This window comes from Burkholderia sp. E168m23, assembly GCF_016586125.1.
GTDB lineage: Bacteria > Pseudomonadota > Gammaproteobacteria > Burkholderiales > Burkholderiaceae > Burkholderia > Burkholderia orbicola.
In genome coordinates this window covers 1-12,397 of the sequence record NZ_BCPP01000086.1, presented here as the reverse complement: position 1 = coordinate 12,397, position 12,397 = coordinate 1, and the positions used below count along the sequence as shown (strand labels likewise).

Genomic DNA, 12,397 nt, shown 5'->3' with positions numbered 1-12,397 from the left:
ATTCGCATCGGGCTTTTTGTTGCCTGCCGCGGCCGATCAGAACGAGATCATCCGCCCCGGGTTCAGCGCGCTCATCACGCTCATCGCTGCCTTCGCGGCCGGAATCGCGATCGGCGACAACTGCCGGCCGAGCGGAATCGCGCGGTGATCGATGCCCGTGAGCATCGAGAAATCGTCGTTGCGGCCGACGAAATCGTCGCAAATCGCCTTGCCGATCCGCACCGTCTGCGCGACGCCGTGCCCGCTCCAGCCCTGCACCATGTACATCGGCACGCGGCCGTCGGTCTTGCGGCTGTCGGTGGCGCCGTTCAGCGTGAAATCGCTGACGCCGCTCCAGCAGTAATCGAGCGCGAAGCGGCCGTCGTGCTGCGGAAACACCGTGTTCAGTCGCGTCAGCAGATACGCGTTGACGTCGGGCTGCGCCCAGCAGCTGCCAGTGCCCTGCCCGCCGAACAGCAGGCGGTTGCCGCGCACCGGCCGGTAGTAGTCGATCTGGAACTGCGTGTCGTACACCGGCATGCCGGCCGGCAGCAGCGTCGCGACGTCGACGTCGAGCGGCGCCGTCACGCTCACGTACGTGAAGAACGGCACCGTGGTCGCCGCGCCGTCGTCGAGCAGCCGGAACGTCGTGTTGTGCAGCGCGAGCACCACCCCCTTGCGCGCGGTGATGGTGCCGCCCGGCGTCGTCGCGACGACGCCGGCGGGCGTCTCGTCGAGCTCAAGCACTTCGGTGCCTTCGAACAGCGCGCCGCCGTTCAGCCGGAAGCCGTGCACGAGGCCGCGCACCAGCGCGAGCGGGTGAATCTGGCCGCCGATCGCGTCGATCGCCGCGCCGTGATACAGCCCCGAGCGCACGTATTCGTCGTGCAGCTGATGGCGGCCGACGAGGGTCACGCCCGCGTCGCCGAGATGGCGGCGCGCATCCGCGCCGTCGAGCAGCGCGCTCATGTGGCCGGGGTGAATCGCCGCCGTCACGTGGCCGCGCTTGCGGTCGAGATCAAGCGCGTAGCGGGCGCCGATTTCGTCGATCAAGTCCATCGACTCGGCCGACGCGAAGCGCCACAGCCGCTTCGCATCGTCGTGCGACAGGTTCTCGATCATGTCGGCCGCTTCCCAGCGCGCGAGGCCGGGCGTCAGTTGCCCGCCGTTGCGGCCCGACGCGGCCGAGCCGACGTGATGCTTGTCGACGAGGATCGTGTCGACGCCGGCTTCCGCCAGATGCAGCGCGGCCGATGCGCCGAGCAACCCGGCACCAATCACGAGCACGTCGCACACGATGTCGTGCGCGAGCGGCGCGCTGTTTTCATGGGGCGACAGCGACGCCTCGTACCAGTTGGCCGGATGCTCGCCGTCGTAGCGAGCCGGATCGCACCAGTTCCAGTTGTCTTTTTCGATGTTCAGTTGCGTTTGCTCGAAACGCGCTTCGCCCCGGATCAGGGGGGTGTTGTTGGAAGTCATGATTGCACTTGCATGGTCTTGGGCCGCCTGTCGAAGAGCCTGTTGGCTTCGCGGGCGGGGGCAGCCGGTTCCACATGGGTGTCAACGAGAAAGGGGGCAAGAAGGCCCGTGTTGACGGGAGGCACGCTCGTGCCGCCTGGATCCCGGACTGTGCGAACGCACGTATTGAAAGGTGCCGGGACACCCAATTTCTACACCGCAGAAATAATTCTACAGTGTAGAATAAGCTTTCGTCAAGTTTACAGCCGGTACGGTACCGGCCTGCCAGCCTGCCTCGATGAAAGACAAACCCGCCCAAGGGCCGCGCGGCCTCGACAAGGACGCGATCGTCGCGGCCGCGCTCGCGCTGCTCGAAGACGTCGGCGAAGCCGCGTTCAGCGTGCGCAAGCTCGCGCAATCGGTCGGCTGCGACCCGATGAGCGTGCTGTATCACTTCAAGTCGAAGGAAGGCCTGAGCCGCGCGATCGCGAATGCACTGTCGCGCTCGCTCGTGCCGGTCGAGCCTTCACTGCCGTGGCGCGAACGGCTGCGCGACCTCGCGCGCCAGTACCGCACGCTCGCGCTGCGCTATCCCGCCGCGTTCGCACTGCTGCAGCGGCACATGAGCACGGGGCCGGCCGATCTCGCGCACATCGAGGTCGTGCATCGCGCGCTGACCGATGCCGGCATCCCGCGCGCGGCGCTGCCGTCGGTATGCGTCGGCTGGTACGCGAGCGTGATCGGGCTCGCCGCCGCCGAAGCGGGCGGCCTCACGCGCGCCGCGAACGACGTCGAGCTCGCGGAAATGCACGCGCTGTCCGACGCCGCGCATCCGCTCGTCAAGTCGGCCGCCCCGCTCTATGCGCAGCTCGATCCAGCCGTCGTGCACGACACGATGCTCGACGTGCTGCTCGACGGCATCGCGCAACGCGCACGCATGGCCTGACCGGCTCGCGCATCGCCAACGAAAAAGGCGCCCGAAGGCGCCTTTTCATGACGATGACCGCGAACCGCGCTCAGTGCTGCTGCGCGTGGCCGATCTTCAGCATGACCTGATCGACGATCTGCTCGGGCGTCAGCTCGATGCTGACCTCGATCGCCTCGTCCGGGCCCGGCTCCTCGAGCGTGTCCAGCTGGCTCTTCAGCAGCGACGGATCGAAGAAATGGCCGGTGCGGCTTTTCAGACGCTCCTGCAACACCTCGAACGAACCCTTCAGATAGACGAACCGCACGTCGGTGTCGGTGCCGCGCAGCACGTCGCGGTACGACCGCTTCAGCGACGAGCACGTGAACACGGCGGTTTCGCCGGCGCGCTGCTTTTCCTCGATGGCCGCGCGAATCGTGCGCAGCCACGGCCAGCGGTCTTCATCGGTTAGCGGAATGCCGTGGTGCATCTTTTCCTTGTTCGCCGCGCTGTGAAACGCGTCGCCATCGGTATAGCTGCACGACAGGCGTTCCGCCAGCATTTCGCCGATCAGCGACTTGCCCGCGCCCGACACGCCCATTGCGATCAGAATCATTGACTACCCCTTGTTACAGAACCACGCTCAGCAACAGCGTAAAACTCAGACCGAGCACCGAGATGATGGTTTCAAGCAGCGACCAGGTCTTGAACGTCTGGCCCACCGTCATCCCGAAATATTCCTTGATCAGCCAGAAGCCGCCGTCGTTCACGTGCGAGAAGATCAGCGAGCCCGACCCCGTCGCCAGCACGAGCAGCTCCGGCCGGACCGACGCGCCCGACGCCGCCGCGATCGGCGCGACGATACCGCAGGCCGTCGTCATCGCGACCGTCGCCGAACCCGTCGCGAGACGCATCAGCGCCGCGACGAACCAGCCGAGCAGCAGCGGCGACAGGTGCGCGTGCTTCGCGGTCTCGACGATCTGCTGGGAGATCCCGCTGTCGCGCAGGACGCCGCCGAAGCCGCCACCCGCGCCGACGATCAGCGTGATGCCGGCGATCGGCGCCAGGCACTCGCCGCAGAACTTCTGGATCTGGTCGCGGTTGAAGCCCTGCTTCGCGCCGAAGGTCCAGAAGCTCACGAGCACGGCGATCAGCAGCGCGACGTCCGAGTTACCGGCAAAGCGCAGCAGGTTGTTCGGCAGCGACTTCGGCGTGAACACCAGGTCGGCCCAGCTGCCGACGAGCATCAGCACGACGGGCAGCAAGATCGTGAACAGCGTGATGCCGAAGCTCGGCAGTTCGCGCTTGCCGCCGTCCGTACGCGAATCGACGAATTGCGACGCGAGCGGGTTGTTTTCCGGCAGCTTCACGAACTTCGAGATCATCAGCGCGAACAGCGGGCCCGCGATGATCGCGGTCGGCACGCCGACGACCAGGCCGAAGGCGATCGTCTTGCCGATATCGGCGCCGTATTGCTGGACGGCCAGCAGCGCGGCCGGGTGCGGCGGGATCAGCCCGTGCACGACCGACAGGCCGGCCACCATCGGCAGGCCGACGACGAGCAGCGACTTGCCGGTGCGCTTCGCGACGTTGAACGCGATCGGGATCAGCAGCACGAAGCCGACTTCGAAGAACACCGGCAGGCCGACGATGATCGCGACGAACATCATCGCCCAGTGGATGTTCTTTTCACCGAACCAGTCGATCAGCGTGGTCGCGATCCGTTCGGCGCCGCCCGATTCGGCCATCATCTTGCCGAGCATCGTGCCGAGGCCGACGACGATCGCGATGTGGCCGAGCGTTCCGCCGGTGCCCGTTTCGAACGACTTGACGATCTTGTCCATCGGCATGCCGACGACGAGACCGAGGCCGAGCGAGACGATGATCAGCACCAGGAACGGGTAGATCTTGTAGCGCGCGATCATCAGGATCAGCGCGGCAATCGCGATCAGCGTGAATACGAGCAGCATGCTGCCTTGGACGGCCCCCATGTGGCACTCCTCCTAGAATTGTTCGAACCGGGCGAGTCGTTGCGAGTATGCCCGGCTATGCGGGTCTCCGAAACACGGGGGTACCCCCCGTCAGGACGCTGAATTTTACTTATCTTTGCGATCCGCGGATAGAACCGGTTCCATCAGCAAAAACCCTCGGTAAAACAAGCACTAACGCTTGCTTTCCGAGGGCTGAACCGTCATCTGGTACAAGTCTTAACGGGGCAGCTGGCTCGCTGCTTGCGCGAGGCGCGTGACTTCGGCCCAGTCCTGCGCGGCGAGCGCGGCCTTCGGCGTGAGCCACGAGCCGCCGACGCACACGACGTTCGGCAGTTTCAGGAAGTTCGGCGCGGTGTCCACCGTGATGCCGCCGGTCGGGCAGAACTTCAGCGCCGGGAACGGGCCATGGAACGCCTGCAGCATCGGCACGCCGCCCGCCTGCTGCGCGGGGAAGAACTTCACGATGTCGTAGCCGAATTCGAGCGCCTGGATGATGTCGCTCGGCGTCATCACGCCTGGCAGCAGCGGCAGGCCGGCGTCGAGCGACGCGAGGTGCAGCTCCTTCGTCAGGCCCGGCGACACGCCGAACTTCGCGCCCGCACGCTTGGCCTGCGCGCAGTGCTCGGGCTTCGTGATCGTGCCGACGCCGACGACGATGTCGTCCGCGAGCTGGCTCGCGCGCTGGATCGCTTCCAGCCCGGCCGGCGTGCGCAGCGTGATCTCGAGCACCTTCACGCCGCCCGCGTGCAATGCACGCGACACGTTTTCGCCCTGCTCGACCGAGTCGAATGCGAGCACCGGAATGACCGGGCCCAGCTTCACGATTTCAGCAATCGTCTTCATTGAATTGGCTCCTTGAAATTCATGCGGTGACGTGGGCGGCCGTTTCGCCGACCAGCGTCCCGAAAACCGATGCGCCCTGCTCGGCCGGCGCCGCGGCCGCGCGGAACACGCCGAACAGTTCGCGCCCGAAACCGACTTCGTTCTCGGCCTGGTGCCGCGGCTGCGCGACCGGGCGCGCGTGCCACTCGGCGTCGTCGACCTCGATGTCGAGCACGCCGGCTTCGGCGTCGATCACGAGCATGTCGCCCGTCTTCACCTTCCCGATCGGGCCGGCCAGCAGCGCCTCCGGCGACACGTGGATCACGGCCGGTACCTTGCCCGATGCGCCCGACATGCGGCCGTCGGTCACCAGCGCGACGTGGAAGCCCTGATCCTGCAGCACGCCGAGCAGCGGCGTCAAACGGTGCAGCTCGGGCATGCCGTTGGCGCGCGCGCCCTGGAAGCGCACCACCGCGACGAAATCGCGCTTCAGCTCGCCGCGATCGAACGCTTCCTGCACGGCTTCCTGCGAGTCGAACACGATCGCGGGCGCCGTCACCTTGCGGTGCTCGGGCGCGACCGCCGAGATCTTGATCACGCCGCGGCCGAGCCGGCCCTGCATCAGGCGCAGGCCGCCGTCCGGCTGGAACGGCTCGCGAATGCCGCGCAGCACCTTCGTGTCGTGGCTCTCGGCCGCGCCGTCGACCCACGTCAGCTTGCCGTCGATCAGCTTCGGCTCCTTCGTGTAGTGCGCAAGCCCCTTGCCTGCGACCGTCGTCACGTCCTCGTGCAGCAGCCCGCCTTCGAGCAGGTTGCGTACCAGGAACGCGACACCGCCCGCCGCGTGGAAATGGTTCACGTCGGCCTTGCCGTTCGGGTAGATCTTCGCGAGCAGCGGCACGACGGCCGACAGCTCGTCGAAGTCGTTCCAGTCGATCAGGATGCCGGCCGCGCGCGCGATCGCGACCAAGTGCAGCGTGTGGTTGGTCGAGCCGCCCGTCGCGAGCAGCGCGACGATGCCGTTGACGATCGCCTTTTCGTCGATCACATGGCCGATCGGCGTGTAGTGACCGCGCTCGACGGTCAGGTCGAGCACGCGGCGCGCGGCCTCGGCCGTCAGCGCGGTGCGCAGCGGCGTGTGCGGGTGAACGAAAGCGGAGCCCGGCAGGTGCAGCCCCATCAGCTCCATCAGCATCTGGTTGCTGTTCGCGGTACCGTAGAACGTGCAGGTGCCGTGGCCGTGATACGCGGCCGATTCGGCTTCGAGCAGCGCGTCGCGGCCGACCTGGCCAGTCGCGAACTGCTGGCGGATCTTCGCCTTGTCGTCGTTCGACAGGCCGCTCGTCATCGGGCCGGCTGGCACGAAGATCGTCGGCAGGTGGCCAAACTGCAGCGCGCCGATCAGCAGACCCGGCACGATCTTGTCGCAGATGCCGAGACAGAGCGCCGCGTCGAACATGTTGTGCGTGAGCGCGATCGCCGTGCCCATCGCGATCGCCTCGCGCGAGAACAGCGACAGCTCCATCCCCGGGTTGCCCTGCGTGACGCCGTCGCACATCGCCGGCACGCCGCCCGCGAACTGCGCGACCCCGCCGTTCTCGCGCGCGGCCGCCTTGATGATTTCGGGGAAATCCTTGTACGGCGCGTGCGCGGACAGCATCTCGTTGTACGAGGACACGATGCCGATGTTCGGCTCGCGGATCGCCTTGATCGCGAACTTGTCGTTGCCCTCGAGGCCCGCGAAGCCGTGCGCGAGGTTCGCGCACGACAGCGCGCCGCGTGCCGGGAACTTGCCTTGCGCGCCGTCGATGCGCTGCAGATAGGCGGAACGGGTCGATTGGCTGCGGGCGATCACGCGTTCGGTGACCTTCGCCAGAGTGGGGTGCAGCGACGTCATGCTGGGCGCTCCTGTATGCCGGCCGACACCGGCGGTTGGAATCGTGGGGACGGTCGAGCTTCGTCGATCGAACGAAGGCAGTCTAGTAGAAAAACTACAAGCACGCAATGCTGATTAACGCGTTCGCAACCGCCATTCCCGCTACCAGCAAGGCTTTAATCAGTAAAAACCCTAATTCGTGTCGCTAACCTCGCATCGAAACCATCACGATTACGCTAGTATTTTCATGTAGATTTTCTACAATTCGATTGCGATACACTCGCTCATCCGAACCCGATTTCCACCTGCCGTCCCATGCTGCCTCGCATTGAAGCGATCCGCGCCGAGTTGCGCCCGTCCGAGCGCAAGCTCGCCGACTACATCCTCGCCGCGCCGCGCGAGGTGCTCGACCTCGCGATGACCGAGCTGTCGATGCGCGCCGGCGTCAGCCAGCCGACCATCGCGCGCTTCTGCCAGGCGCTCGGCTGCAGCGGCTTTCGCGAATTCAAGATCCGGCTCGCGCAGAGCGTCGCGCCGGGCGTGTCGTCGGTGTACCGCGACGTCGAGCCGAACGAACCGGCGCCCGGCATCATCGGCAAGGTGTTCGACCGCACGATCGGCGCGCTGATCGAGGTGCGCAACAGCCTGTCCGCCGGCAGCGTCGCCGACGCGATCGCGCTGCTGTCGAACGCGTCGCGCATCGAGTTCTACGGCGCCGGCGGCTCGGGCATCGCCGCGCAGGACATCCAGCACAAGTTCTTCCGGCTCGGCGTGCCGAGCGTCGCGTATTCGGACCCGCACACGTTCTCGATGTCGTCGGCGCTGCTCGGACCGCACGACGTCGTCGTCGCGATCTCGAACACCGGCCGCACGCGCGACATCGTCGACGCCGCGCGCTCCGCGCTCGCGTGCGGCGCGAAAGTCGTCGCGATCACGCAGAGCCATTCGCCGCTCGCGAAGCTCGCGACGGTCAGCCTCGCGTCGAACGTCGCCGAGGAAACGGACGTGTTCTCGCCGATGACGTCGCGGATGTCGCATCTCGCGATCGGCGACATCCTCGCGGTCGGCGTCGCGCTGTCGCGCGGGCCGGCGCTGATGGAACGCGTCGGCCGCGCGAAGGAGGCGATCACGCGGCGCCGGATCGATGATCCGGTGAAGGAGTAGCGGTTCGCGGAACGCCGCGCGTAAACGAACGACGGCGCCCCGAGGGGCGCCGTTGCGCATGATTCGACGGCGACGGTTTCGCCGGCCGCGCCGATCAGAACGGCTTGATCACCACCAGCGCGACCGCCGCGAGCATGCCGAGCACCGGCAACTCGTTGAACACGCGATACCACTTGTCGGTGCGGCGGTTCTCGCCGCGCTCGAACACCCGCAGCAGGTGCCCGCAATACGCGTGATAGACGATCAGCAGCAGCACGACCGTCACCTTCGCGTGGATCCACCCCTGCCCCTGCCCGATGCCGATCACGAGCCACAGCCACAGCCCGCAAGCGAGCGCGGGCACCGCGATCATCGTCATGAAACGGAACAGCTTGCGCGCCATCAGCAGCAGGCGCCGCACCGCGGCCGGATCGGTCTCCATGGCCAGGTTCACGTAGATGCGCGGCAGGTAGAACAGCCCCGCGAACCACGCGGCGATCAGAACGACATGGAACGTCTTGACCCAGAGCATTGCCATCGGTTGTGCGCCTCGCTGTTGACTTACTGACGGCCTTCGCCGTGCCCGAGCACCACGTACTTCAGCGACGTGAGCCCTTCCAGGCCGACCGGGCCGCGTGCGTGCAGCTTGTCGTTCGAGATGCCGATTTCCGCGCCGAGGCCGAATTCGAAGCCGTCCGCGAAGCGCGTCGACGCATTGACCATCACGCTCGCCGAATCGACTTCGCGCAGGAACCGCATCGCGCGGTCGTGATCCTCGGTGACGATCGCATCCGTGTGATGCGAGCCGTAATGGTTGATGTGCTCGATCGCGGCGTCGAGGCCGTCGACGACCTTGATCGCGAGCACCGGCGCGAGATATTCGGTATGCCAGTCTTCTTCGGTCGCGTCGACGAGCGGGCCGACGCCCGCGTCGGCGAGCACCGCGCGCGCGGCCGCGTCGACGCGCAGCTCGACCTGCTTGTCGCGATACAGCTTGCCGAGCGGCGGCAGCAGCTTCGCCGCGATGCCGCTCGCGACGAGCAGCGTCTCCATCGTGTTGCAGGTGCCGTAGCGGTGCGTCTTCGCGTTGTCGCAGACGGTCAGCGCCTTCGCGAGATCGGCGCGATCGTCGACGTACACGTGGCAGATGCCGTCGAGGTGCTTGATCATCGGCACGCGTGCCTCGTTGATCAGCCGTTCGATCAGGCTCTTGCCGCCGCGCGGCACGATCACGTCGACGTATTCGGTCATCGTGATCAGCTTGCCGACCGCCGCGCGATCGGCCGTCGCGACGACCTGCACCGCGTCCTGCGGCAGGCCGGCCGCCTCGAGCCCTTCGCCGATCAGCTTCGCGAGCGCCGCATTCGATTCGAGCGCCTCGGAGCCGCCGCGCAGGATCGTCGCGTTGCCCGACTTCAGGCACAGCGCGGCCGCGTCGATCGTCACGTTCGGGCGCGACTCGTAGATGATGCCGATCACGCCGAGCGGCACGCGCATCTGGCCGACCTGGATTCCGCTCGGGCGGAACTTGAGGTTGCCGATCTCGCCGATCGGATCGGCCAGCGACGCGACCTGGCGCAGCCCTTCGACCATCGTGTTCAGCGCCTTGTCCGACAGCGTCAGGCGGTCGACGAACGCCGCATCGAGCCCCTTTTCACGGGCACGGGCGACGTCGCGCGCATTCGCGTCCTTCAGCGCCTGCGCATCGCGTTCGATCGCGCGGGCCACGGCGTCGAGCGCCGCGTTCTTCGCGGCCGTGCTGGCGCGCGCCATCGCGCGGGAAGCGTGCCGGGCGCGACGGCCCAGGTCGGTCATGTACTGATCGATATCCATCGTGTGACTCGAGAAGCGAGCCGCGCGGGGCGGCATGAATTCGTGGGGAAGCGGGGACGGCCACCCGGGACAGCCATCCGGGGGTGACGATCTGCGGGGACAGCCGTCCGTGCAGGGCAGCGGCCGATATGCCGCGCCAGCTATCGAAGCATTGTAAGCGGGTTGCGCAGCGCGCGCTGAAGGCTCGAACGAGACTTAGCGTCGCACGCGACCCGCGGTCGGCGGTCGTTCACCGCGGGCGCCCGCGACCGTCATCGCGAGCCGGAACAGCCCGTCCCACGGGTCGGGTGGCGGTTCATCCTGCGTGCGGCGTCCCGGCGTGACGGCGGACAAGCCCTTGACCTGCCGGTCGAGCTTCGCGGCGAATGCGAGCGCCTTTTCGAGCACCGCTTCCGACACGCGATTCAGCGCGGGCGCGATCAGCCGCTCGCGCGGCCCCCACACGCGGTTCTCGCGCAGCAGCGTCGCGAGCGGCTTGCCGGCCGTCGTGCCGCGCTTGATCCGCAGCAGCGTGCGCAGCTCCTCGACGACGGCCCACATCACGAGCACGATCGCCTCGCCCTCGCCCTTCAGCCCGTCGATCATCCGCGCGAGCCGCGCGGCGTCGCCGGCGAGCATCGCTTCGTTCAGCTTGAACACGTCGTAGCGCGCGACGTTCAGCACCGCGTCGTGCACCTGCTCGAACGACAGCGCGCCCTGCGGATACAGCAGCCCGAGCTTCTGGATTTCCTGGTGCGCGGCGAGCAGGTTGCCCTCGACGCGCTCCGCGATGAACTGCAGCGCGCGGCGCCCGTCGTCGCCGGGTGCGACGCGCTGGCCCTGCATCGACAGGCGCTGGCCGATCCAGTTCGGCAGTTGCGCGCGATCGACCGGATCGATCTTCAGCGCGACGCCGCCGTTCTGCAGCGCGGTGAACCACGCGGATTTCTGCGTGGCCGCGTCGAGGCGCGGCAACGTGACGAGCATCAGCGCGTCCGGATTGGGTGTGGCCGCAAGCGTCTTCAACGCGTCGGCGCCTTCCTTGCCGGGCTTGCCCGACGGAATGCGCAGTTCGATCAGCTGACGTTCGCCGAACAGCGACATCGCCTGGGTCGCGCCGAGCAGCACGCTCCAGTCGAAGCCGCGCTCGACCGTATGCACCGAACGCTCGGTAAAGCCGGCCGCGCGCGCGGCCGCACGAATGCGGTCGCACGCTTCCTGCGCGAGCAGCGGCTCGTCGCCGTACACGGTATAGAGCCCGGCCAACCCCTTCGCGAGGTGCGGCTCCAGCGCATCAAGTCGCAATTGCATCGCTGCGTGCGCCCGCGATCAGAGGGGTGGCGGCGGCAGCGGCGCGCGCGGCGCCACGCCCGGCACCACGTCCTCCGGCGCCGGCGTCAGCGAGTGGACGATCGCGAGACGCCGCATCAGCTGGTCGACCGCGTCGTTCTGCATGTCGCCGTACAGGATGTCGGCTTCCTGCGCCTTCGCGTTCGTGTACTGGTCGCTGTACGTCATCGCGCGATTCAGCGCGATCGCGCTCGGCGGGATCAGCACGGTGCCGTCCTTGCTCGTCAGCGTGTAGTTCAGCGTGTAGAACAGCGCGTACTCCTGCGCGGAGCCGTACTTGTTGAGCGTCAGCGTGTTCTGGCCACGCGACTCCCACATGCGCAGCACGGCGTCGGCGTCGTCCGCCGACTTGACGATCTTCGTGTCGCTGCCGGCCTGGACGAGGCGCGTGAGCCGCGCCTCGACGGGCGCCGGCGCACCGGCCACGAACAGCTGCTTGAACGCGTAGTCCTGCTGGCCGCGCAACTGGAAGCCGCATGCCGACAGCGCGACCGCGCTGCCGACGAGCATCAAAAACGATCTGCGGATCACCTTCGCTCCTTCTGGGTACGTCCAACGGCCGGCGGCCGTCAGACGACGATGTTCACGAGGCGGCCCGGCACGACGACGATCTTCTTCGCCGGCTTGCCGTCGCTGAATTTCGCGAATGCCTCGTCGGCCACCGCCGCCGCTTCGATCGCGTCGCGGCTCGCGTCCTTCGCGACCTTCAGCGCGCCGCGCACCTTGCCGTTCACCTGCAGCACGAGTTCGATCTCGGCCTGCTCGAGCGCGGCCTCGTCGACCTTCGGCCACGGCGCATCGAGCAGCGGGCCGAATTCGTCCGCGTAGCCGAGCGTCTTCCACAGCTCGAACGTGACGTGCGGCACGACCGGGTACAGCACGCGCAGCAGCACGCCGTACGTCTCGCGCAGCACGGCGGGCGTCGCACCCTTCGCGCCGTCGATCGCGTTCAGCATCTTCATCGCGGCCGACACGACCGTGTTGTACTGCAGGCGCTGGTAGTCGAAATCAGCCTGCTTCAGCACGCTGTAGATCTCGCGGCGCAGCGCCTTGTCGGCATCG

Annotated in this window: 12 protein-coding genes; 2 read left to right on the top strand and 10 right to left on the bottom strand. The window is 67.3% G+C overall.

The features are described from left to right. Positions 1-36 precede the first annotated feature (36 nt). Positions 37-1,458 (bottom strand): FAD-binding oxidoreductase, encoded by a 1,422-nt coding sequence (locus tag JMF90_RS07270; protein ID WP_125380847.1) that lies wholly within the window; start codon positions 1,456-1,458, stop codon positions 37-39. A gap of 277 nt (positions 1,459-1,735) precedes the next feature. On the opposite strand from JMF90_RS07270, the gene JMF90_RS07265 reads away from it, so the two are divergent. Then, positions 1,736-2,383: a TetR/AcrR family transcriptional regulator gene (locus tag JMF90_RS07265; protein WP_078040657.1), complete on the top strand. Its 648-nt coding sequence runs from the start codon at positions 1,736-1,738 to the stop codon at positions 2,381-2,383. Between the two features lie 70 nt (positions 2,384-2,453). Here JMF90_RS07265 and JMF90_RS07260 read toward each other — a convergent pair whose 3' ends face one another. The 4 genes from JMF90_RS07260 to edd all read right to left on the bottom strand — a co-directional run bounded on the left by JMF90_RS07260 (position 2,454) and on the right by edd (position 7,051). Further along, positions 2,454-2,957 (bottom strand): gluconokinase, encoded by a 504-nt coding sequence (locus JMF90_RS07260; RefSeq protein WP_012327893.1) that lies wholly within the window; start codon positions 2,955-2,957, stop codon positions 2,454-2,456. Positions 2,958-2,970: 13 nt separating this feature from the next. Continuing rightward, the gene (locus JMF90_RS07255) at positions 2,971-4,332 is read right to left on the bottom strand and encodes a GntP family permease (protein ID WP_011544578.1); all 1,362 of its coding nucleotides are present in this window, start codon (positions 4,330-4,332) and stop codon (positions 2,971-2,973) included. A 216-nt stretch (positions 4,333-4,548) separates the two neighbouring features. Then, positions 4,549-5,175, bottom strand: a complete 627-nt coding sequence (gene eda / locus JMF90_RS07250; RefSeq protein WP_011544577.1) for a bifunctional 4-hydroxy-2-oxoglutarate aldolase/2-dehydro-3-deoxy-phosphogluconate aldolase — start codon at positions 5,173-5,175, stop codon at positions 4,549-4,551. Between the two features lie 19 nt (positions 5,176-5,194). Then, entirely contained in the window at positions 5,195-7,051 is a 1,857-nt protein-coding gene (gene edd, locus JMF90_RS07245; RefSeq protein WP_069232183.1) for a phosphogluconate dehydratase, read from the bottom strand. A gap of 294 nt (positions 7,052-7,345) precedes the next feature. Here edd and JMF90_RS07240 point away from each other — a divergent pair, with 294 nt between their 5' ends. Continuing rightward, a complete protein-coding gene (locus JMF90_RS07240; RefSeq protein WP_124700513.1) occupies positions 7,346-8,194 on the top strand; it encodes a MurR/RpiR family transcriptional regulator in 849 nt (282 codons plus the stop codon). Between the two features lie 94 nt (positions 8,195-8,288). Here JMF90_RS07240 and JMF90_RS07235 read toward each other — a convergent pair whose 3' ends face one another. The 5 genes from JMF90_RS07235 to JMF90_RS07215 all read right to left on the bottom strand — a co-directional run. Then, entirely contained in the window at positions 8,289-8,711 is a 423-nt protein-coding gene (locus JMF90_RS07235) for a CopD family protein (RefSeq protein ID WP_089434541.1), read from the bottom strand. Positions 8,712-8,734: 23 nt separating this feature from the next. Continuing rightward, positions 8,735-10,006 (bottom strand): glutamate-5-semialdehyde dehydrogenase, encoded by a 1,272-nt coding sequence (locus JMF90_RS07230; protein WP_027811046.1) that lies wholly within the window; start codon positions 10,004-10,006, stop codon positions 8,735-8,737. Between the two features lie 195 nt (positions 10,007-10,201). After that, a complete protein-coding gene (gene holA, locus JMF90_RS07225) occupies positions 10,202-11,296 on the bottom strand; it encodes a DNA polymerase III subunit delta (RefSeq protein WP_125380848.1) in 1,095 nt (364 codons plus the stop codon). 18 nt (positions 11,297-11,314) lie between these two features. Further along, entirely contained in the window at positions 11,315-11,866 is a 552-nt protein-coding gene (lptE, locus tag JMF90_RS07220; protein ID WP_027811048.1) for an LPS assembly lipoprotein LptE, read from the bottom strand. Between the two features lie 38 nt (positions 11,867-11,904). Further along, positions 11,905-12,397, bottom strand: a 493-nt coding sequence (locus JMF90_RS07215) for a class I tRNA ligase family protein (protein ID WP_201325007.1), incomplete at its 5' end; no start/stop codon positions are given.